Source organism: Lysobacter antibioticus, assembly GCF_001442535.1.
Classification (GTDB): Bacteria; Pseudomonadota; Gammaproteobacteria; order Xanthomonadales; family Xanthomonadaceae; genus Lysobacter; species Lysobacter antibioticus.
The window spans coordinates 3886979-3908613 of the sequence record NZ_CP013141.1 but is presented as its reverse complement, the minus strand read 5'-3'; the positions used below and the strand labels follow the sequence as shown (position 1 = coordinate 3908613).

The 21635-nt window shown below is 68.0% G+C and carries 21 protein-coding genes (1 of these 21 cut by a window edge); 8 read left to right on the top strand and 13 right to left on the bottom strand.

Translation table 11 applies throughout. The features are described from left to right. Nucleotides 1–292 precede the first annotated feature (292 nt). Nucleotides 293–2575 (top strand): M14 family zinc carboxypeptidase, encoded by a 2283-nt coding sequence (locus GLA29479_RS15785; RefSeq protein ID WP_057972139.1) that lies wholly within the window; start codon nt 293–295, stop codon nt 2573–2575. Nucleotides 2576–3055: 480 nt separating this feature from the next. Further along, nucleotides 3056–4696 carry a M20/M25/M40 family metallo-hydrolase gene (locus GLA29479_RS15780; RefSeq protein WP_057918923.1) on the top strand — a complete coding sequence of 547 codons (1641 nt, stop codon included), beginning with the start codon at nt 3056–3058 and terminating at the stop codon, nt 4694–4696. Nucleotides 4697–5049: 353 nt separating this feature from the next. Here the strand turns inward: GLA29479_RS15780 and GLA29479_RS15775 are convergent, their stop codons facing one another. From GLA29479_RS15775 to wrbA, 4 genes are all read right to left on the bottom strand, one after another. Next, nucleotides 5050–5700 (bottom strand): hypothetical protein, encoded by a 651-nt coding sequence (locus GLA29479_RS15775; RefSeq protein WP_144436543.1) that lies wholly within the window; start codon nt 5698–5700, stop codon nt 5050–5052. Between the two features lie 106 nt (nt 5701–5806). Next, on the bottom strand, nt 5807–6292 hold the full coding sequence (locus GLA29479_RS15770) for an asparaginase domain-containing protein (RefSeq protein WP_031373731.1): 486 nt from the start codon (nt 6290–6292) through the stop codon (nt 5807–5809). 140 nt (nt 6293–6432) lie between these two features. After that, the gene (locus tag GLA29479_RS15765) at nt 6433–6783 is read right to left on the bottom strand and encodes a DUF2069 domain-containing protein (RefSeq protein ID WP_057972136.1); all 351 of its coding nucleotides are present in this window, start codon (nt 6781–6783) and stop codon (nt 6433–6435) included. Beyond that, nucleotides 6780–7373, bottom strand: a complete 594-nt coding sequence (gene wrbA, locus GLA29479_RS15760; RefSeq protein ID WP_031373733.1) for an NAD(P)H:quinone oxidoreductase — start codon at nt 7371–7373, stop codon at nt 6780–6782. The genes GLA29479_RS15765 and wrbA overlap by 4 nt, the downstream gene beginning before the upstream one ends. A gap of 136 nt (nt 7374–7509) precedes the next feature. Between wrbA and GLA29479_RS15755 the strand changes: the two genes are divergently transcribed. From GLA29479_RS15755 to GLA29479_RS15745, 3 genes are read left to right on the top strand one after another with little or no spacing between them, the layout of a single operon-like run. Beyond that, nucleotides 7510–8781 carry a YihY family inner membrane protein gene (locus tag GLA29479_RS15755; protein WP_057972135.1) on the top strand — a complete coding sequence of 424 codons (1272 nt, stop codon included), beginning with the start codon at nt 7510–7512 and terminating at the stop codon, nt 8779–8781. Further along, nucleotides 8778–9422 carry a TlpA family protein disulfide reductase gene (locus tag GLA29479_RS15750; protein WP_057972134.1) on the top strand — a complete coding sequence of 215 codons (645 nt, stop codon included), beginning with the start codon at nt 8778–8780 and terminating at the stop codon, nt 9420–9422. Before GLA29479_RS15755 ends, GLA29479_RS15750 begins: the two co-directional genes overlap by 4 nt. After that, entirely contained in the window at nt 9419–9688 is a 270-nt protein-coding gene (locus tag GLA29479_RS15745) for an acylphosphatase (RefSeq protein ID WP_057972133.1), read from the top strand. Before GLA29479_RS15750 ends, GLA29479_RS15745 begins: the two co-directional genes overlap by 4 nt. Before the next feature lie 6 nt (nt 9689–9694). Here GLA29479_RS15745 and GLA29479_RS15740 read toward each other — a convergent pair whose 3' ends face one another. Both GLA29479_RS15740 and GLA29479_RS15735 read right to left on the bottom strand, forming a co-directional pair. Continuing rightward, on the bottom strand, nt 9695–10504 hold the full coding sequence (locus tag GLA29479_RS15740) for a DUF2145 domain-containing protein (RefSeq protein WP_057972132.1): 810 nt from the start codon (nt 10502–10504) through the stop codon (nt 9695–9697). A 53-nt stretch (nt 10505–10557) separates the two neighbouring features. After that, complete coding sequence (locus tag GLA29479_RS15735) at nt 10558–10980, bottom strand: hypothetical protein (protein WP_057972131.1); 423 nt, start codon at nt 10978–10980, stop codon at nt 10558–10560. Nucleotides 10981–11114: 134 nt separating this feature from the next. On the opposite strand from GLA29479_RS15735, the gene GLA29479_RS15730 reads away from it, so the two are divergent. After that, nucleotides 11115–11855: a helix-turn-helix domain-containing protein gene (locus GLA29479_RS15730; protein ID WP_057972130.1), complete on the top strand. Its 741-nt coding sequence runs from the start codon at nt 11115–11117 to the stop codon at nt 11853–11855. A 620-nt stretch (nt 11856–12475) separates the two neighbouring features. Here the strand turns inward: GLA29479_RS15730 and ppk2 are convergent. The 7 genes from ppk2 to hemA form a co-directional block, all read right to left on the bottom strand. Then, nucleotides 12476–13255 (bottom strand): polyphosphate kinase 2, encoded by a 780-nt coding sequence (gene ppk2, locus GLA29479_RS15725; RefSeq protein ID WP_057972129.1) that lies wholly within the window; start codon nt 13253–13255, stop codon nt 12476–12478. Next, a complete protein-coding gene (locus GLA29479_RS15720; protein WP_057972128.1) occupies nt 13252–13620 on the bottom strand; it encodes a helix-turn-helix domain-containing protein in 369 nt (122 codons plus the stop codon). The genes ppk2 and GLA29479_RS15720 overlap by 4 nt, the downstream gene beginning before the upstream one ends. Before the next feature lie 5 nt (nt 13621–13625). Further along, complete coding sequence (gene moaB / locus GLA29479_RS15715; protein WP_057972127.1) at nt 13626–14144, bottom strand: molybdenum cofactor biosynthesis protein B; 519 nt, start codon at nt 14142–14144, stop codon at nt 13626–13628. Between the two features lie 75 nt (nt 14145–14219). Further along, entirely contained in the window at nt 14220–15980 is a 1761-nt protein-coding gene (locus GLA29479_RS15710) for an O-linked N-acetylglucosamine transferase, SPINDLY family protein (protein WP_082638727.1), read from the bottom strand. Nucleotides 15981–16046: 66 nt separating this feature from the next. Further along, complete coding sequence (locus tag GLA29479_RS15705) at nt 16047–16505, bottom strand: GNAT family N-acetyltransferase (RefSeq protein WP_057972126.1); 459 nt, start codon at nt 16503–16505, stop codon at nt 16047–16049. A gap of 167 nt (nt 16506–16672) precedes the next feature. Then, a complete protein-coding gene (gene prfA, locus GLA29479_RS15700; protein WP_057972125.1) occupies nt 16673–17755 on the bottom strand; it encodes a peptide chain release factor 1 in 1083 nt (360 codons plus the stop codon). Nucleotides 17756–17827: 72 nt separating this feature from the next. Continuing rightward, nucleotides 17828–19132: a glutamyl-tRNA reductase gene (gene hemA, locus GLA29479_RS15695; protein ID WP_057972124.1), complete on the bottom strand. Its 1305-nt coding sequence runs from the start codon at nt 19130–19132 to the stop codon at nt 17828–17830. Between the two features lie 377 nt (nt 19133–19509). Between hemA and GLA29479_RS15690 the strand changes: the two genes are divergently transcribed. Both GLA29479_RS15690 and GLA29479_RS15685 read left to right on the top strand, forming a co-directional pair. Further along, nucleotides 19510–21153, top strand: a complete 1644-nt coding sequence (locus GLA29479_RS15690) for a tetratricopeptide repeat protein (protein WP_082639025.1) — start codon at nt 19510–19512, stop codon at nt 21151–21153. After that, on the top strand, nt 21045–21635 hold the 5' portion of the coding sequence (locus GLA29479_RS15685) for a lipoprotein insertase outer membrane protein LolB (RefSeq protein ID WP_082638725.1). It continues 24 nt past the right edge of the window; the window shows 591 of its 615 coding nt (coding positions 1–591); the start codon lies at nt 21045–21047; the stop codon falls past the right edge of the window. The genes GLA29479_RS15690 and GLA29479_RS15685 overlap by 109 nt, the downstream gene beginning before the upstream one ends.

The window sequence follows — 21635 nt, the reverse complement described above, 5'->3', positions numbered from 1 at the left end:
GTAACGGCGCGCGGCGTTTCGACTGGCGCCTGTCCGCATGCGGGCAGGCGCTTCGGGCGAAGACGTCGCCCGACCGCGACGGCACCGCAGTGCGTGACGCCGCCGCATGCCTACCGACCCAACGACGCGCCATGCGTCGTCGCCGATCACTGCGCCGTTCTGCCGTACGCATCACGAAAGCGAGGCATGGCCGCGACGGGCGACGCTTGTCAGCCCTCGTGCCGCGTACTCAGCATGGTGGCCGCACCCACCGCATCGCTGTTCAACGTACCGGTACATGGAGAGTCTCCCAATGCGCTTCCAATACGCCGCGCTGCCCCTGTTGCTGGCCTTGTCCGCCGGCGCAAAGGCGGCCGATGACCTGCCTGTCTTCGTCACCGCCAAATACACCAACAGCGCGCAGCTGCAACGCATCGCGTCGCGCTTCCAGCATCTGATCGTCGACCGCGACGCCAAGACCGTCCGCGTCGAAGCCATGCCCGAAGATCTGGCCGCGTTGAGCCGCGCCGGCTTCAAGTACGAGATCGATCGCGACGCGACCGAGAAGCTGCAGCGGCTGCAGACCGCGCTGCAGAGTTCCGCGCTGGGCATCAAGAGCATTCCCGGCTACGCCTGCTATCGCACGGTCGAGGAAACCTACACGACCATGGACCAGCTGGCGACGAGCAAGCCGCAGCTGGCGCGCGTGACCAACATCGGGCCGAGCTGGCAGAAGACCCAGAGCGCCGGCACCGGCTACGAGATGAAGGTGCTCAAGCTGACCAATTCGGCGACCGACGCCGCGCTGCCGAACAAGCCGACCCTGGTGCTGTTCGGTTCGATCCACGCGCGCGAGTACACGCCGGCCGAAACCGTCACCCGTTTCGCCGAATGGCTGGCCAACAACTACGGCACGAACGACGAGGCGACCTGGTTGCTCGACAACTTCGCCTTCCAGTTCGTGCTGCAGGCCAACCCCGACGGCCGCAAGAAGGCCGAAGCCGGCTCGTCCTGGCGCAAGAACGTCAACAACAGCAACGGCGCCTGCAGCGCCTCGTCGATCGGCGTCGACCTCAACCGCAACTTCCCGTATCACTGGAACAGCGCCGCCGGCGGCTCCAGCGGCAACGCCTGCGCCGAGACTTATCGCGGCCCGCTCGCGGCGTCGGAGCCGGAGACGCAGAACCTGATGCGCCTGGTCGCCGGCACCCGCAACAGCAGCGGCGTGTACACCGGCGGCATCTTCCCGGATCGTCGTCCCGACGACGTCAACACCGCCGCGCCCGAGGATTACCAGGGCATCTTCATGGACATCCACAGCGCCGCCCAACTGGTGCTGTGGTCGTGGGGCGATACCAGCAACCCGGCGCCGAACAGCGCGGCGCTGCGTGCGCTCGGCCGGCGCATGGCCTTCCACAACAACTACCGCCCGCAGCAATCCGACGAGCTTTACGCCACCGACGGCACCACCGACGACACCATGTACGGCCTGCTCGGCGTGCCGGCGTACACCATCGAGCTCGGCGTGTCGTTCTTCGAGAGCTGCAGCACCTTCCAGGGCACGACCCTGCCGGACAACCTGAAGTCTCTGCGCTACGCGGCGCGCAGCCTGTGGGCACCGTACAAGCTGCCGTCCGGCCCCGACACCACCGCGGTCAGCGTGTCCTCGGCGAGCGTGCCGGCCGGCACCCCGGTGACGTTGACGGCGACCGTCGACGACAGCGTGTTCAACCAAAGCAACGGCACCGAGCCGGTGCAGAACATCGCCTCGGCCCGGGCCTATCTCGATGCGCCGCCGTGGGCGGCCGGAGCGGTTTCGTATCCGCTCAACGCCAGCGACGGCAGCTACAACAGCAGCCGCGAAGTCGTGAGCGCGAGCATCCCGACCACCGGCCTGGCCAATGGCGTGCACACCTTGTACGTGCAGGGCACCGATGCCGCCGGCAAGCCGGGCACGCCGAACGCGGTGCGCTTCACCGTCGGCGGCACCGGGCCCATCAATACCCCGCCGGTCGCGAATTTCACTTCCAGCGTCAGCGGCCTAAGCGTGAACTTCACCGATAGCTCCAGCGACAGCGACGGCAGCATCGTCGCGCGCAGCTGGAACTTCGGCGACGGCACCACCTCGACCGCGACCCATCCGAGCAAGACCTACGCCGCATCGGGCACTTATACGGTCACCCTGACGGTCACCGACGACGATAACGCCAGCCATAGCAAGACCGCCTCGGTCACCGTCAGCGGAGGCGGCGGCACCCAGACCTACAGCAACGGCACCGACGTGCAGATCCCCGACAACGCGACGGTCGAGAGCAGCATCGTGGTCTCCGGCCGCACCGGCAACGCACCGAGCGACGCGTCGGTGACGGTCAACATCCTGCACACCTACAAGAGCGATCTGAAAGTCGACCTGGTGGCGCCGGACGGCACCCTCTACAACATCCACAACCGCAGCGGCGGCAGCGCCGACAACGTCGTCGGCACCTTCGTCAAGAACCTGTCGAGCGAGCCGCTCAACGGCACCTGGAAGCTGCGCGTCAACGACAACGCCACTCAGGACACCGGCCGCATCGACAGTTGGAGCATCACCTTCTGATCGTTTCCGGACGGTAGGCGAGTTGCAGCGCGCATCCCCGGCTCCGGTCGGGGATGCGCGTTTGTGGGGCGGCACACGCCATCGAACCGCGTTCGCCCGCATGTTGCACTGCATGACCGTTGCGGCCGAGCTCCGATTCGACGATGTTTCCATCGCCGAAACAGTGAAAATTCCGTGGTTTTAATAGCGATTTCGCGATCCTGACGTGCGCGGTAAGCGGTTACTGCGCGTATGCATGACCGAGGTCACGAACGCGAATGTGCGCTCGAACAGGTTGTCGCTTGTTCGTCATATCGGATCGCGCTTAGGGTCGAGTCCCGGGCGTATCGGAACGTTTCCCCCCGCACCGTTCGGCGCCGCTTTCACGCGCAGCAAACTCTCGCGACGAACCGCACTCTGCGGCCGTCATCCCAGTCCATCGCGTCCCTGCGCCGATGCCGCCCGCATCCGGCCGGGCGACGCCGAACAGGAGCGTCTTCCGTGAACAAGCACTTTGCCCCGTTGCCCGCTTTGCTCGCCCTCGCATTGTCCGCCGTCATCGCACCGGCGATGGCGCAGACGCACAGCCACGATCACGCACGTCCGGCCGATGCCACCGACGATCCGTTCCAGCCGGTGTTCATCGTCACTTCGCGCGAGACCTTCGATGCCGGCGTGCAATCGCTCGCGCGCAACGCCACCGGCGTCAGCAACCCGGCCGGAGCCAAGCTGGTGGTGGCCGAACTGAAGACCCATCAGCTCGCCGATGTGACCCGTCATGTCCACGAGAAGGAAAAGCGCTGCGGCGGCTTCGTCGCCTTCGACACGCGCGAAGAAGCCGAAGCCTTCGTACGCAGCGAGCGCAGCGTCGAAGCGATGAACACCAAGTTCGCGACCTACACCATCGACAACCAGGCCACGGTCACGCCGTGGCTGAGCCAGGTTGCCGAAGCCAACATCCGCGGCACCATCACTCACCTGTCGACCCAGTATCCGAACCGCTATTACGCCTCGACCCACGGTCGCACCTCGGCGACCTGGATCAAGGACACCTGGGCCGGCCTGGCCAACGGCCGCAGCGACGTCACCGCCGAGCTCTACACCGGTTGCACCACCTGTTCGACCCAGCCCTCGGCGATCCTGACCATCCAGGGCAGCGAGTTGCCGAACGAAGTAGTGGTGCTGGGCGCGCACCTGGATTCGATCTCCAGCAGCGGCAGCGGCGACTCGATGAACGCACCGGGCGCGGACGACGACGCCTCGGGCATCGCCACCCTGACCGAAGTGCTGCGCGTGGCGATGGCGAGCGGCTACAAGCCCAAGCGCACGATCAAGTTCATGGGCTATGCCGCCGAGGAAGTCGGCCTGCGCGGCTCCAAGGCGATCGCCACCGATTTCAAGAACCGCGGCGTCAACGTGGTCGGCGTGTTGCAGTTGGACATGACCAACTACCGCACCAGCGGTGCGCCGGCGGTGCGTCTGGTCAGCGACTATTCGAACTCCAGCCTGCAGCAGTTCCTGCGCGATCTGTACACCACCTACCTCGGCGGCACCGTCGGCAGCTACACCTGCGGCTACGGTTGCTCCGACCATGCCTCGTGGACCTCGGCCGGCTTCCCCGCGGCGATCTACTTCGAGGGCGGTAACTCCAGCGGCGGTTACTTCGGGTCCATCCACACGCCCAACGACACCCTGGCCAACATGGGCAGCTCGGCCGCCAACAGCGTGCCCTTCGCCAAGCTCGGCCTGGCCTTCCTCGGCGAACTCGGCAAGACCGCCGGCACCGGCCCGGGTCCGGGCACCCAGACCTATACCAACGGTACCGACTACGCGATCAACGACAACGCCACCGTCGACAGCCCGATCACCGTGTCCGGCCGCACCGGCAACGCGCCGACCAGCGCCTCGGTGTCGGTCAACATCATCCACACCTATCGCGGCGACATGAAGGTCGACCTGGTCGCGCCGGACGGCTCGCTCTACAACATCAGCAACCGCGCCGGCGGCAGCGCCGACAATCTGAGCGGCACCTTCAACTTCAACCTGTCCAGCGAACCGCTCAACGGCACCTGGAAGCTGCGCGTCAACGACAACGCCAATGCGGACACCGGCCGCATCGACACCTGGAGCATCACCTTCTGATGCGGGCCGGTAGCTGATCGAACCGAAACGGGCTCCGCGATGGAGCCAGTTTTTTTTGAATGCTCGCCATGCGAACGCCGGTACGCGCTAGGCCGAACGTACGGTCGCGCCGATGACGCATGCCGCCCGATACCGGCTCGGCTGGTCTCCGGTTAGGATCGAGGCCCGCACCGTGGCCGCTCGAGCCGACGATCCCCTACGCCCCTGGTGGAGCAAGTCGGTGTTCTTTCGGTTATTTCGGCTGTAACGCTGTCCGTCAAGGCGCTTCCAGGGCGGCTTTCCACTTCCCTTTGAACCGCGGCAGTCGAGGCTGGCTACTGCCTTATCCTGGCGAGTCGCGGTCGAACCGCGCCTCAGCGCGTGCAGCTCTCGCTGGCCTCGAGCGCGCCGCGTTCGCTGATGCGCCAATGGGTGACCGTGCCGAGTGCGTCGGTCTCGAAGGTCAACTGGCTGTGCTTGGCCTGCGGCGCGGCGACTTCGATGAAGGCGGAGCCTTCGAAGGTCGGATTGGCGACCTGCTTGGTCTGGCCGGCGTAGGTCTGGTTGATTTCGGCGATGCTCATGCCGATGCGGCCGCCGCCCGGGGCGATGGCCTTGGCGTCGTAGACGTCGATGCCGGCGAGCTTGTCGCCGGCCATGAGGAAGGCGTACTGGTGGGTGACTGCGCCGCGCACCGGATAGAGCAGGTGGCAGGCCGCGTCCGGGCGCTGATCGCGGTTGTCCTTCATCTCGCCGCCCCAGGCCTGGCGGACGCTCGCGCTGTCGGCGCCGAACTTCGCGGTGACGCTGCCGGCCTGGTCGCTGCCGTTGAAGCCGTCGTAGCCGATCGCGTCGCTGCGCAGCACCCGTTCCGGCGGCAATAGAGGATTGGCCGACGCCGCAGGCGATGCGGAGGGGGCCTGGCCGGTGTCGTTCTTGGCCGTCCGGGTGGAATCCGCACTGTCGGCGGGTTTCTGACAAGCCGACAGTGCCAACACCGCCAAGGCCAGGACGAGTACGCGCATCGCGATCACCATTGCTATCGGACAGCCCCAGATCCTAATACATCGATCCGGAAGCATCGCAGTGCAGCAAAGCGAGGCTTGCGCGAACTGCGGCGCGATGCGCCGCTCAGATCGCTTCGAAGCGGTTCGCGTCGACGTTCTTGCGGACCTTGCTCGGGTCCCAGATGCGGCCGTTCATGGCGATGTAGACGCCCGGCGGCAGCGACTGCACCGCGCCGACCGCGGTGCCGATGTTGAACTCGGCATCGGAGCCGCGGAAACGCGCCGGATTCAGCGCGCCGGTCATGACGATGGTCTTGTTCGGAATGGTCGCCAGCACCTTGGCCGTCTCGACCATGCTGTCGGTGCCGTGGGTGACCAGCACGTGCTGCGCGTCCTGCGCGGCGATCGCGGCGCGGATCAGCTCGCGGTCGCCGGCGTTGATGTGCAGCGAGTCCTTGCGGATGATCGGGATCACGCTGTAGCGGAAGGCCACGCCGAGCTCGTCGAGGATGCGGCCGATCTGCGGTTCGCCGATCTGGTAGTCCGACTTGTCGTCGAAGTAGATCTTGTCGATCGTGCCGCCGGTGGTGACGATGCAGAGCTGGTCCATCGTGGGTAAGGTCGCGAGGTCGGGGAAGCGGAGATTATAGGCCCATGGCCAGGGCCCGGCCGGATCGTTCGCTGCCGATACCGGCATCGTCGTGCCGCGTGGTTTTCGCGCCGCGGGCTCGGGATGCCCGCAGGGCCGGATCAGGATTTCCTGCCGAAGCGGGCCTGGATGCCGGGCAGGTTGGCGGCGAACACGACGGTCACGGCCAGGGCCAGTTCGATCCAGCCCTGCAGGCGTTCCGGCGGCCGCGACCAGGCCACCATCACCCCGTGGCTGAACCAGCCCAGCGCCAACACCCCGGCCCAGTAGGCGGCATGGCGGTTTTGGCGCCACACGCCGATCGCGAGCAGCAGCGGCGGCAGCACGAACACGACCAGGGTCGCGGCCAGATGGCGCTGCGACAGCATCCACGCCGCATACAGCGCACTCAGGCCCAGCAGGGCCAGCAGCAGGACGAGGTTGGAGCGGGGGCGCGGCGCGGCGGCGCTCATCGGCTCACCTTGGCGACCAGTTCGGCGACACGGCGGCCGAGGGCGCGCGCCAGCACGGCTTCGTCGTCGCTGAGCTGCGGGTCGTCCTGGGGCCCGGCGACATGGCTGGCGCCGTAGGGGCTGCCGCCGCCGCGCGTGGTGCTGAGCAAGGGTTCGGTATAGGGAATGCCGACGATCACGCAGCCGTGGTGGAGCAACGGCACCATCATCGTCAGCAGGGTCGATTCCTGGCCGCCGTGCTGGCTCGCGGTCGAGGTGAACACGCCGGCCGGCTTGCCGACCAGGGCGCCGCTGGCCCATTCGGCGCCGAGCCCGTCGAGCCAGTGCTTGACCGGTGCGGCCATGTTGCCGAACCGGGTCGGGCTGCCGAGCACCAGCCCGGCGCATTCGGCCAGGTCGCGGGCTTCGACGTAGGGCGCGCCGTCCTCGGGCACCGGCGGCGCCGCGGTCTGGGTGATCGCCGCCACCGGCGGCACGCTGCGCACCCGCGCGGCGATGCCGTCGACTTCGCCGATCCCGCGCGCGATCTGCCGCGCCAGCCGCGCCACCGATCCGCCGCGGCTGTAATAGAGCACCAGAACTTCGGTCATCGATCTCTCCTGTAGGCGGCAAGGATAGAGGATGGGGGCAGGGCGATTGGGGTTTTTGGGGACGAGGGCGGTTGGGGTGTCGATACGAACCCCCAGCGCATGCCCCCGTGACGCGCCATCGGTTACCCTGCGCCGGATGGAACCTTTGGACTCGATCTATCGCTGGAGCGACCGGGTGCGCGATCGCGCTCGCGCCGGGACGTTCTTCCGCTTCCTGGCCCGCCGCTTTCTCGACGACAACCTGTTCCAGGCCGCCGGCGCCTTGTCCTACACCACCGTGTTCGCGCTGGTGCCGCTGTCGATGGTCGTGTTCGGCGTGCTGTCGGCGTTCCCGATGTTCGGTGAATGGAGCGACCGCCTCAGCGACTACATCTTCTCCAACTTCGTGCCCTCGGCGGCGCGCTCGGTGGAGAGCTACCTCAAGCAGTTTTCGGCCAACGCCGGCCAGCTGACGACGGCGGGCGTGATCGCCTTGGTGGTCTCGCTGTTGATCACCCTCAACGGCGTGGAGTCGGCGTTCAACCGGATCTGGCGCATCCATTCGCCGCGCCCGCGCCTCGGCCGCTTCCTGGTCTATTGGACCGTGCTCACGCTCGGCGCCCTGATCGCCGCGGCGAGCCTGGCGATCTCGGCGCGCTTCTTCGCCATGGACGTGTTTTCGACCCAGCCCGGGCGCTGGCTCGAAAGCCTGTTGCTGCGGGTCGCGCCGATGTTGTTGGAATGGCTGGCCTTCGCCGCGATCTACCGGGTCGTGCCGCATCGCACGATCAAGTGGCGGCACGCGGTTGCCGGCGCTTTCCTGGCGATGCTGCTGTTCGAGACGATCAAGAGCGGCATCGGCCTGTACCTGGGCAGTTTCGGCTCGTACTCGAAGATCTACGGCACCCTGGCGTTCGTGCCGATCTTCCTGCTGTGGATCTATCTGAGCTGGATCGCGGTGCTGCTCGGCGCGTCGCTGGCCTCGTCGATCTCGGCCTTCCGCTACCAGCCCGCGTCGATGCGCCTGCCGCTCGGTTTCGAAATGTACGGCCTGCTGCGCCTGCTTGCGCGCTTCAACGAGGCGCGCAAGCGCGGCCGCGGCCTGCACATCGACGATATCCAGCAACTCGAGCCGATGCTGACCGATTCGCTGGTCCAGCAGATGCTCGAGCAACTCGGCGAGATCAGCGTGGTGCGTCGCGCCGAGAACGGCGAGTGGCTGCTCGCGCGCGATCTCGACGAGCTTTCGCTCGGCGAGTTGTACGAAGCCTGCAACCTGCGCATTCCGATCGCCGAGGCGATGCTGCCCTGCCGCGACGACTCGCTGGGCCAGTCCGCGGTCGCGGCGATGGACGAACTGCGTGTGCCCCTGCGCGCGCTCATGAAACGACGCGTGTCCAGCATTCACGCTGAAGAGGAAGGAACATGATCCCGAGTCATCGCAAGTCCACCCTGCCTTCGTTGTCCGCATTGGCGCTCGCCGTTGCCGTGTTGTCGCTCGGCGCTTGCAAGCAGCCGCAGACGCCGGCCAGGGACGACAACCCGGCCGCGACGACCGACGCCAAACCTGCGCCGGCCCCGGTCGTGGACACGAAACCGGCCGATGCCAAGCCGGCCGACGCGCCGCCCGCCGATGCCGCGGGCGACACGCCCGAGTTGCGCATCGCGACCATCGACGGCAAGACCTACGATCTGGGCGAGCGCCGCGGCCGTTGGGTGGTGGTGAACTTCTGGGCGACCTGGTGCGCACCGTGCATCAAGGAAATGCCCGAGTTGTCGGCGCTGGACACCATGCGCGACCACATCGAAGTGATCGGCCTGGCCTACGAGGAAATCGAACTCGCCGACATGCAGGCCTTCCTCAAGAAGCACCCGGTGTCGTATCCGATCGCGATCCTCGACGTCGCCGACCCGCCGAAGGCCTTCGATACCCCGCGCGGCTTGCCGATGACCTATCTGATCGGGCCCGACGGCAAGGTCGCGGAGAAATTCCTCGGCCCGGTCGACGCCAAGAAGATCGAGGCCGCCATCGCCAAGGCCTCGGCAAAGGTGGCCGTGCCGAAGGCATGAGCGCGGCGCGTTTCTTCGTGGCCGGCAAGGTCCAGGGCGTGTGGTTCCGCGCCTCGACCCGCGAGCAGGCGCTCGCCCTGGGGCTGCGCGGTTACGCCAACAATCTCGCCGATGGCCGGGTCGAAGTGCTGGCGGTGGGCGACGAAGCGGCCTTGGCGCGTCTTGCCGAGTGGCTGGGGCATGGTCCGGCGCAGGCGCGGGTGGACCGCGTGATCCGCGAGCCGGCGCGCGAGGACGAAGCCGGCGCCGACTTCGTCTGCGGTTGAGCCGGGCTACAACGCGCCCGGATTCGCCATCAAGCGTCCGTTGCGCCATTCGCGCTGCTCGCTGATGTGCCCGCCGCGCGCCAGGTAGTCGACGATCGAACGCACGGTCACCACCGGGTAGTCGCCGGCGAGGCGGGTGCCGATCGGGTGATCGCTGAAGGCGACATTGGCCGTGAACAAACCGCCGAGCACGCGCTTGGAATAGGGAATCCGCACGCGATCGGGGCGAAAGCCGTCGGCGATCGCAACGCGATAGGCCTCGCGCCGATTGCCGGGCGCGGATGCGTCCGGCAGGGTCGCGGCGAACAGCTCCAGCACCCATGCGGTCGAGTTCTGGTAGTCGGCGCTGCCGGGGCGTGCGATCAGGTTGTAGTGCGGCTGGTGCAGGCCCCGGCTCGGCAGGCCGCGCAGGTGGGCGGCGAGGCGTTCGGCCTGGGCCGGTTGCAGCCAGACGATGCGTGCGTCCTGATTGACCAGGTCGTCGGCGAAGAAGTTGACCAAGCCTTGCGTGTACAGGCCAGAGCGGTCGCTGCCGCACTCGTTGAGCAAATGCACCGCGGTCCAACGGCCGGCGGCATGATCGCGCACGACGAAACCGACATGGCTATAGACCAGGCCCTGCGCCGACAAGTCGGTGCCGACGCGGGCGACCAGTGCGGCGGGTGCATCGCGTTGGTCGAGCGCGGTGGCGACAGTCAGCGCGGTTTGCGCCGCCGCGGCCAGTTTCTGTGGGGTGACGGTCTGGTTCTCGCAGCGAGTGCCTGCACGTCCCTGTGCAGGCAACACTCCCAGGACCACCACCGCCAACGCGACCATGAGCATCCTGCAGGTCGCGAATCCGGAATAAACAAACCGAGCGCGCGCCGCGCTCATGCGCCGATCCGCTCGCTGTGCATCAGCGAGCGGGCGCGTTCGTTGGGGATGAAGCAGAACGGGTCGCCATCCGCGCCGCTGAGCAGCCAACCGCCGGCGACCGCCGACACCGTCAAGGCCTGGCCGACCCTGAGGCCGAGCTGTTTGACCGCCTGAGCCGACAACACGACCGTGAACGAGGTGCCCAGGCCCACCGCCGAGACGGTCAGCGTTACGCCCTGGGCGCTGGCCTCGACCCCGGCGACCGAGAATTTCGCCCCGGCCGACAGCGCCCGCGCCGCAGCCACCGGCACTTCGACCGAGGCGTTGAGGCTGAGCTCGGACTGGCGGCTGAGGCCGTCGGACTGCGCCGCCGCAAAAGCCGGCGTCCCTGCCAGCAGGCCAGCGGCGGCCGAAACGGACAGGGCGAGGGAAAACATGCGGCTGGCAATCCTTGGCATCTCGCACCGTCTCGTGAAGGTCCGGGGCCACCCTCGGTGGGACGCGAGGCGAATGCAATAATCATCGACAAAGTGTCTCGGAATTCGCCAGCGGGTAGCGTATTTTGATACGCATGGCGATTTCCATTGAACTCATCGACGGCCTGAAGCGCTTTCTGCGCGCCCAGGACCTGACCTACCGCGACCTGGCCCTGCGCCTCAAGCTCAGCGAGGCGGCGGTCAAGCGGATGTTTTCGCGGCGGGCGATGAGCCTGCAGCGGCTGCAGCAGATCTGCGACGTGCTCGATATCGGCCTGGTCGAGTTGAGCGCCGAAGCCGGCCGCGGCCGCGCGCCGATGGCCATGCTCAGCGAAGAGCAGGAGCAGGCCCTGGTCGACGATCCGGCCCTGCTATTGGCCTTGTTCCTGACCTTGAACCGATGGAAACAGGCGGACGTGCAAGCGCATTTCACCTTCGACGACGTCAAGTGGACGGCGTTGCTGGTGCGGCTGGACCGGCTGGGCATCATCGAGTTGATGCCCGGCAACCGCGGCCGGCCGCTGACCGCGCGCAACTTCCGTTGGCGCGCCGACGGCCCGATGGAGCGGCATTTCCGCCTGCGCATGCTCGGCGACTATTTCGCCGACCCCTTCGACGGCGAACAGGACGTGTTGTTGCTGCTCAGCGGCGCGCTCAGCGTCGCCGGCATCCGTCAGCTCAAGCAGCGCCTGGGCGAGGTCGCGCGCGAGTTCGACGGCTTGTTGGCGCGCGATGCTGCGTTGAGCGCGCAAGAGCGGATCGGCGTGAGTCTGGTGTTGGCGCAGAAGCCGTGGCTGTTGCAGTTGTTTCACCCGTATCGGCGTTCGCAGGGATAAGGGAGAGGAGTGGCGGGCCTGACTTGCCCGGCTCCTTCTGCAACTGTCTTGCTGTCCTTAGGGTAGGAGCGGCGTCCTACTGGATTTCCTTCGGTCACAAGCCGCGACCGCGCAGCCAGCGGTTGCTGCGCTTCTTAACGCGGAGCAGTGAAACAACAATCACAGCAAAGCTTCCGTCCGCTGACGCGGCCGGGTTACTTTCTTTTGCTAAGCCCAAAAGAAAGGTAACCAAAGAAAAGGGCTCTCCTTGCAAGGGCACAAGCCACGAGTGCGGTGCGCGCGCCGGGATTTTCCGATAAGACGTCCCTGTCTTATCGGAAAACGCCGCACGTCCTGTGCGGCGCCCTCCGGGTCTCCAGGTGTTCTCGCAAAGTCGAAACTGCGCCAAGCTTTCACGGCAACGGCAACGGCAACGGCAACGGCAACGGCAACGGCAACGGCAACGGCAACGGCAACGGCAACGGTCACCGAGGTGGCTTGAAGGGTAGGAGCGGGCGTCCTACTGGATTTCCTTCGGTCACAAGCCGCGACCGCGATGCATCGACCTCGCGGCGTTACCGGCCGTTGTCCCCTTAGGGGCAGCGTTTTACAAGCTGCGGCCGCACTACCTGAAAGACGGCTCAGCCCTTCTTGCCAGCCCGAATCGGCTTCAACACACCGTATTTCTCTTTCGACGGCTTGCCCTTGAGCGGCGCGAATTCGAGTTCCGAATCCGGCAGTTGGGTGTCGGGCAGGCGCGACAGCAGGTCTTGGATCAGGGTCAGCCGGCCTTGGCGCTGGTCATTGAAATCGACCAGGGTCCAGGGGGCGTGCTCGCTGTGGGTGGCCTTGAGCATGGCCTCGCGGGCGCGGGTGTAGTCGTCGTAGTGCCTGCGCGCCTGCAGGTCGATCGGCGAGAGTTTCCAGCGCTTGAGCGGGTCTTCCAGGCGTTCGGCGAAGCGTTCTTCCTGCTGTTCCTGGTCGCAGCACAGCCAGTACTTGAACAGCAGGATGCCGTCGTCGGTCAGCAGTTTCTCGAACACCGGCGTCTGCTGCAGGAAGGCCTTCACCTGCGCGGGTTTGGCGAAGCCCATGACCTGCTCGACGCCGGCGCGGTTGTACCAACTGCGGTCGAACAGGCTGATTTCGCCCGCGCCCGGCAGATGCGGTACGTAGCGCTGGAAATACCATTGGCCGCTTTCGCGCTCGCTCGGCTTGGGCAGGGCGACGATGTGGCATTGGCGCGGATTGAGGTGGTCGGAGATGGCGCTGATCGCGCCGCCCTTGCCGGCGGTGTCGCGGCCTTCCAGCAGCACCACCACGCGGCGGCCGCTGTGCTGCAGCCAACGCGCCATCGCCACCAGCTCGACTTGCAGCGTTTCGAGTTGGGCCTCGTAGTCCTTGCGCTTGAGCTTGCTCATCGCTTGTTCTTCTTGGCCGCGGCCTTGCGCGGCGCCGCACTGCGCGGGGTGCCGGCCATGCTGGTGGCGACTTCGAGCAAGGCGCCCTGTTGGCGCGTGTTGAGCGCGCGATAGGCAGCGAGCAGGTCGTGTTCGCCCTGGGTGCGGGCCGGGTCGAGCGTGCTGGCGAGTTCCGACAGCAGCGCGCCCGCCGGCACGCCGAAGGCGCGTGCGAGCGCATCGAGCTGGTCCTTGCCGGGCAGCTTGTCGCCGCGCAGCCAGGCGCTGACCGTGGCGACGCCGGCGCGAGGAATCGCGGTGGCGATGTCGGTGGCGTTAAGGCCGCGGGCCTTGGCAAGCAGGCGCAGGGTGGTGTCGAGCGGCATGCCGATCACTCCTTGAGGCGGGGACGCAGGGTGGCGAGGTTGCACGGCCGGGTACGCGCGTCGAGCTGTGCGCTGACGATCTTTTCCCAGGCGGTGCGGCAGGCCGAGGTCGAGCCCGGCAGGCAGAACAAGAAGGTCGCGTTGGCCAGGCCGGCGAAGGCGCGCGATTGCAGGGTCGAAGTGCCGATTTCGCCGTAGCTGATCGCGCGGAACAGCTCGCCGAAGCCGGGCATTTCCTTGTCGAGCAAGGGCAGCAGGGCCTCGGGGGTGGAATCGCGGCCGGTGAAGCCGGTGCCGCCGGTGACGAGGATGCCGTCGATGCCGTCGTCGGCGATCCACTGCGATACCGCGGCGCGCAATTTATAGCGATCGTCGGGCAGCAGCTTGCGCTCGGCGAGGCGATGGCCGGCCTGGGTGAGGGATTGGACGAGATAGTCGCCGGAACTGTCGTCGGCCAGGGTGCGCGAGTCCGAAACGGTCAGCACGCACAGCGAGAGGGGGATGAAATCGCGTTCTGCGGTCATGGGCGCAGCCTAGCGCAAACCGGGTGGGGCGGATCAAGTCAGGCGGATCAACTCAGGATGTTCAATTCAGGCGGTTCAACCCGGGTCGATCCGATCGAGTGTGTCGGAACGGCTGCGCGCCGGCCCGCGCAGCGGCGTCGGCGCTTCGCCCTTGCGCTGCCTGCGCGCCATCGCCATGGTCATCGCCGCGAAATCGACGGCGAAGCCGTCCATGTCGAACAGGCCGCTGTCGTTGCGGCGCGCGGCAAGTTCGTTGCGCAAGGCCTGCAGCGCAGTGGGATCGTTGCCGAGCGCGACCGCACGGGCGACGAAGGCGTCGTCGTCGGCGACGTTCATCGACTCCAGGCCGAGGTGGTGGTTGAGGCTGCCGGCCACGCGCGCGGCGAAGGTCGCGCCGGGGCAGGTCAACACCGGGCAGCCGGCCCAGATCGCGTCCGAGGCGGTGGTGTGGGCGTTGTAGGGATCGGTGTCGAGGAACAGGTCGGCATGGCGCAGTCGCGCCAGGTAATCGGCATGCGGCTGTTTGCGCATGAACACCAGGCGCTCCGGCGCGATGCCCTGGCTGCTCGCGAAATCGCGCAGGCGCTGGTCGGCGCGGCCCGGGCCGGACAGCAGCCACAGCACGCTGCCGGGTACGCCGCGCAGCACCGCAAGTGCGCGCGCGACGCTGCGCGGATTGAGTTTGTAGCTGTTGTTGAAGCAGCAGAACACCACGCCCTGCTCGGGCAGGCCGCATTCGCCGCGGCTCGGCGGCGTGGCCGGTTCGCGGGTGGTGTCGGAGGGCTGGAAGCAGCGCGGCAGCCAAGCCACGGTTTCGCTGAAATCGGCGCTCAGCGCTTCCGGCAGGACGTAGCGGTCGGCCAGTACGTAGTCGATCCACGGTGCCGCCGAGGTGCCGGGATACGCCAGCCAGTTGACCTGCACCGGGGCCGGCCGCATCGCCAACACCTCCGGCGTACCGCCGCCGCCCCAGCCGCGCAGGTCGAACAGCACGTCGATGCCGGCGCGGCGGATCGCCGCGGCGACCTGGGCATGCGGTTGCATGGCGACGTCGTGCAAAGCGTTTGCGGCGGCATGCAGGCGACGCCGGATGGGGCTGTCGTCGTCGCGATTGAGCGCGAACAGGTGCAGGTCGAGGCCGCCGCGCCGACGCAGCGCTTCCAGCAGGGCGACGATCAGCAGCCCGGTCGGGTGGGCGCCGAAGCCGTTGGAGAGAAAGCCGACCCGGATCGATGCCGAGGCGTCCTTCTGCGGTGCAGCCGGTAACGGCCGCACGCTGCCGGCGATCACCGTCGCGCGCAAGGCCGCGCAGCGGCGTTGTTCGGCGGCGCTGGCGTCCTCGCTGAGGAAGGCGAAGGGTTCGACCGAGGCCTGCCCGCGTGCGACCGCGTCGCGGACCTGGCCGGCGAGGGCATCGAGATCGCGCCAGTCGCACAGCTTGCGCCGCCACGCCAGCAGATAGGCAGCCAACTGCGGTTCGCGCGGGGCCAAGGCATAGGCGTGGGCATAGGCGTCGAGCGCGCCCTCGGCATCGCCGACGTCTTCGAGCGCGTGCGCCAGCCACACCGCGATTCCCGGGTGCTGCGGCGCGTTATGCGCGGCTGCGCGCAGGCTGATCACCGCGTCGTCGCGGCGGCCTTGCATCCATTGCGCACGGCCCAGGCGCGCGAGCGCTTCGGGGTGGCCCGGCCGCAGGCTCAAGGCGCGTCGCGCCGCCGCTTCGCCGCCGCGCGCATCGCCGGCGTCGAGTTCGTGTTCGGCCAGCATGATCCAGGCCATGGCATCGCCGGGATTGCGCTGCAGCGCCTGGCGCAGTTCGAGGCGCGGGTCGTTCATGGCGCCGACCTCGCGAGGAGGGCGTTCGCGCTGGGTTCGAACATGCGGCCGTTGCGCATGGCGCGGTCAGGCCGCACTGAGCGGCAAGTGGTAGCGCTGGGTGCCGTCGTAGCGCTGCCAGCCTACGCCGTCGTACAAGGCCTGGGCGGTGACGTTGTCGTGGTCGGTTTCCAGTTCCAGCCGCGCCGCGCCGTCGGCGCGTGCGAAACCGGTGGCGGCGTCGAGCAAAGCCTGGGCGACGCCGCGCCGGCGTGCGGCCGGATCGACGAACAGATCGTTGAGCACCCACACGCGCGCGGCGCGGACCGAGGAGAAGGTCGGATACAACTGGGTGAAGCCGGCGCCGTCGACGCCGTCGAGCGTAGCGAGCAGCACGACCGAGTCGCCGCGGCTCAGGCGTTCGCCGATGAAGGCGCGCGAGACGCTTTCGTCGTGGCGTTGGGTATAGAAGTGCCGGTAGTGATCGAACAGCGGAGCCAGCAGATCGAGATCGTCGAGGTTTGCGCGGCGAACTGAGAGGCTCATGGCAGGCGATCCGGCGGGAGAGGGCGGATTATGGCCGTTGAACGCGCGCGGCGTCATGACTGTGCGGCGCGACTTCGACGAATCGCGCAGCGGCGCACAAGGCGCGGGCTTTGGCTCAGGCGCTGTGCGCTATATGGCTCCATTCGATCGAGGAGGATGCCGCCGCTTCAACCCGCCGACAGGCGCGCCAGTTCGTCGGCCTGGTGCTCGTGGATCAGGCGTCCGATCAATCCGTCGAGATCGCCGGCGACGATGTTGGGCAGGTCGTACAGGGTCAGGCCTTCGACGCGGTGGTCGGTGATGCGGCCTTGCGGGAAGTTGTAGGTGCGGATGCGCTGGCTGCGGTCGCCGCTGCCGACTTGCAGGCGCCGGTCCTGCGCCTGTGCGGCCGCGGCCTTGGCCGCCGCGGCGTCGGCGAGCATCGCCTGCAGGCGCTTGAGCGCCTTGTCGCGGTTGGCGTGCTGGCTGCGTTCGGTCTGGTTCTCAACCACCACGCCGCTCGGAATATGGGTGATGCGGATCGCCGATTCGGTCTTGTTGACGTGCTGGCCGCCCGCGCCCGAAGAACGAAAGGTGTCGACCTTCAAGTCGGCCGGGTTGATCTCGATGGGTTCGCCTTCCGGCTCGACCGCGATGATCGCCACCGTGGCCGCCGAGGTGTGGATGCGGCCCTGCGATTCGGTTTCCGGCACGCGCTGGACGCGGTGGGTGCCGGACTCGAACTTGAGCCTGGAATAAGCGCCGCGGCCTTCGACGCGGGCGATGATTTCCTTGTAGCCGCCGTGTTCGCCGGCATTGGACGATTCGATTTCGACCTTCCAGCCCTGGCGTTCGGCGTAGCGCGCATACATGCGGAACAGGTCGCCGGCGAAGATAGCCGCTTCGTCGCCGCCGGTGCCGGCGCGCACTTCCAGGTACAGGTCACCTTCGTCGCGCGCGTCCTTCGGGATCAGGTGCGCCAGCAGTTCGACGTCAAGCTGTTCCAGGCGTGCCTGCGCGGCGGCGATTTCCTCGTCGGCCAGTTCGCGCAGCTCAGGATCGTTGCGCATCGCCTCGGCGGCGGCGAGATCGGCCTTCGCGCGCGCTTCCTCGGCCAGCGCCACCGCGACCGGTTCGAGCTGGGCGAATTCGCGCGAGAGCTTGCGGAACCGGTCGTTGTCGCCGATCACGCCGGGGTCGGCGAGCAGGCGCTCGAGTTCTTCGCGGCGTTCGGCCAGGGCTTCGAGCTTGCGGCGCAGGGTGGGGGTCATTGGAGAGCCAGGATTGGGGAATCGGGAGTCGGGATTCGGAAAAGCACAAGCGTTTGCGATCAGGTCTGGTCGCTAACGATCGTCCGACGAATCCGCAGTTTCGATTCCCGATTCCTGATTCCCGATTCCCGGCCCCACCGCCGGAAACAACTTGTCGGCCGCACGCGCGAGCTCGGGGTTGCCGGTCAGCGCGGCTTCGCGCAGGGCCACGGTCGGGGCGTGCAGCAGGCGGTTGGTCAAAGTGTGGGCGAGGAAGTTCAGCACTTCCGCCGGGTCCTGCCCGGCGCCGAGTTGCTGGCGCGCTTTGGCCAGCACTTCTTCGCGCGCGGCCTCGCCGTGGTCGCGCAGGCGCTTGATCGGCGCGGTGCGGGTGCTCGCGGCCAGGGTCTCGACGAAGCGGGCGACCTGCAATTCGACGATGGCCTCGGCTTCGGTCGCGGCCTCGCGGCGGCTGCGGCGGTTGTCTTCGATCGCGCGTTCCAGATCGTCGACGGTGTAGAGGAACACGTCTTTCAAACTGGCCACGTCGGCGGCGATGTCGCGCGGCACGGCCAGATCGAGCAACAGCATGGGGCGGTGCTTGCGCGTGGCGAGCGCGGCGGCGACCTGGGCGCGATGCAGCACCGGTTCGCGGCTGGCGGTCGCCGACAGCACGATGTCGGCCTCGCCCAGATGGCGTTCGAGTTCGCTCAGCGGCAGGGCCACGCCGCCGTGGCGGGTGGCGAGGTCCTGCGCATGGGCGAGGGTGCGGTTGGCGATCAGCAGGCGCTTGGCCTTGGCCTGGACCAGATGCCGTGCGGCCAGTTCGATGGTTTCGCCGGCGCCGACCAGGAGCACGGTCGAGTCTTCCAGGCGCGCGAACGACTCCTGCGCAAGGCGCACCGCGGCCGAGGCGACCGACACCGGGTTGGCGCCGATGCGGGTGTCGGTGCGCGCGCGCTTGGCGGTCGAGAAAGCTTGCTGGAACAAACGGTCGAGTTGGCTGCCCAGGGTGCCGGCGGCGCGCGCGGTCGCCCAGGCGTCCTTGACCTGGCCGAGGATCTGCGGCTCGCCGAGCACCAGCGAGTCGAGCCCGGTCGCGACCCGGAACAGGTGGCGCACGGCATCGGCGTCGCGATGGCGGTAGAGGTAGGCGTGCAGATCGCCGACTTCGTCTGGGTGCGTGGCCAGCCAGTCGGCGAGGGCGCGGCCGTCGTCGTCGGCCACCGCATACAGCTCGGTGCGATTGCAGGTCGATAGCAACGCCACCTCGCGCACCGGCGCGAGCGCGCGCAGGGCGTCGAGCGCGGCGGTGACGGTGTCGCCGGAAAACGCCACGCGCTCGCGCAGGCTGACCGGCGCGGTCTGATGGTTGATGCCTAGGACGAACAGACTCATCGGTGGGTGCGCTTCGATCCCGGGCGGCGGACGCAGTAAACCGCCGTCGCGGCGACGCAAGAAAGTTTCATGAGGCGGCGTGCGTCGCGGGACATCGGTTCAGGTGCTTGCGATAAGCTGCGGGCTGCTGAAGGCCGCCATTCTACCGGCCCACTGGTCCCGACGTGGTTCTCTACGATTCGATTTGCTCGATCGGTCCAATAGATGGCAACGATGACGGCAGCGAGCACTCGGCCGAGGCTGCGCGGCTCGCCTGCGCCGGCCTCGGTTCGCGCCCGCCTGGCGCGCCGCAGCGGGGCGTGCGGATCGCGGTTTTGGCCCTGGCCCTGGCCCTGAGCGGCTGGCTCGGCAGTGCCGCCGCCGAGCCGTCGACGCCGGTGTCGGCCGCCGCCCTGGCCACGGCCAAGTCGACGATCCAGGCGCGCGCCGCCAAGGACCCGACAGGGGCCTCGCTGGAATCGCTGCTCAGCGGTGAATTCGCCCTCCAGTCCGGCAAGCTGAACGAAGCCGCCGAGGCCTATCTCAAGGCAGCGCGCGCCGCCAACGACGTCGGCCTGGCCGAGCGGGCGACCAGCATCGCCGTGGTCGCCAAGCAGGACGCGCTGGCCGCCGACGCCTTGGCGCTGTGGCGCAAGCTGGGCGGCAAGGGCACCTCGATCGGCGCCGCCGAAGCGACCCTGTCGCTGCGTCGCGGCGACGACCGCGCCGCGCTGCGTCAGCTCAACGCTCTGATGCAGAGCGATCCCGAGGCCGGCTGGCGCCAGGCCCTGATCGTGCTGACCACCGGTTCCAAGGACCCGAAGCAGGCCGCGCGCGTGCTCGAGAAGCTCGTCGACGGCGGCAAGATCCCGTCCGGCAACCTCATGGCCTGGGTCGCGTTCGGCGGCCTGTCGCAGCGCCTCGACCAACCCAAGCTCACCGAACGCATCGTCGCCGAAGTGGTCGACCGCTTCCCCGGCGAGCCGCGCGTGGCGCTGTTGCGGGTGAGCCAGTTGCGCGAGTCGGGCAAGGACGATGAGGCCCGGCAACTGCTGCAGAGCATCGTCGCGCTGGCCGATCGCGACACCAATCTGCGCGCGCTGATCGCCGAACAGTACGAAGCGCTCAACGATTTCCAGGCGGTCGCCGCGACCCTGGCGCGCGGCCCGCAGGACGAGCAGACCTATTCGCTGCGCGCGTCCTACCTGGCCCGCGCCGAAGACAAGCCGACTCTGACCAAGCTCTACGACGAACTGCGCGCCAACGCCGCCAAGCCGGACCCGGCGCGGCGCCTGCTGCTGGGCCAGTTGGCCGAGTTCCTCGAACGCTATGAGGAAGCCCTGGGCTGGTACCAGGGCGTTCCCGCCGGGCAGCCGCGTTCGATCGCGCGCCTGCGCAGCAGCAACGTCCTGCACAAGCTCAAGCGCAACGACGAGGCCTACGCCAATCTGCGCGCGATCCAGTCCGACGCTTCGACCGGCGACGACGCCCGCCGCGACGCTTATATCGTCGAGGCCAATCTGCGCGGCGAGGACAAGAACGACGCCGGCGAGAACGATGCGTTCGCGCGCGGTTTGGCGGCGTTTCCGGACGAGCCCGAGATCCTCTACGCCCGCGCCCTGAGCTGGGAGCGCCGCGACGACATCGCCCGCGCCGAGGCCGATTTCCGCCGTATCCTGGTCGCCGAGCCCGACAACATCGCGGCGCTCAACGCGCTCGGCTACACCTTGGCCGACCGCACCACGCGCTTCCAGGAAGCGTTGGAACTGATCGAGCGCGCGCGCAATGCCGAGCCCGACAACTACGCGATCGTCGACAGCTACGGTTGGGTGCTGTACCGCATCGGCCGCATCAAGGAAGCCGAAACCGAGCTGCGCCGCGCACTGACCATGCAGAAGGACGCCGAAATCGCCGCCCATCTCGGCGAGGTGTTGTGGCAGAGCGGCCAGCGCGACGAGGCCCGCAAATACTTCGAGCAGGCGCGCAAGATCGACCCCGACAACCGCTCGCTGTTGCGCGCATTGAAGAAGCTGGGCCTGTGAGCGCGCCGTCGTTCGTTTCGCGTCTTAAGGCGCACTCTATTTCGGCGCGCCTTGTTTCGCGCCCGGCGAAGACTGTCGCGGTCGCCGTATTGGTTCTATTGCTGAGCGCCTGCGCCGGGCAGGGCGTCAAGCGCGCGCCGCCCGAAGTATTGCCGACGGCGGTGGCCGCCGAGCGCGAAGCCGGGCGCATCGCCCGCGTCCGCGCCGACGGCGAGTGGTCGCTGACCGGCCGCATCGCCGTGTCCAATGCCGGCAAGGGCGGCAGCGGCCGCATCGAATGGAGTCAGCGCGGCGAGCGCTACGAAGTCGCCCTCAGCGCGCCGGTCACCCGGCAGAGCTGGCGTCTTGCCGGCGGCCCCGGCGAAGCGCGTCTGGACGGTCTCGAAGGCGGCCCGCGCGAAGGCGTCGACGCCGCGGCGGTGCTGCACGAAGCCACCGGCTGGGATATCCCGGTCGAGGCCCTGGCCGATTGGCTGCGCGCC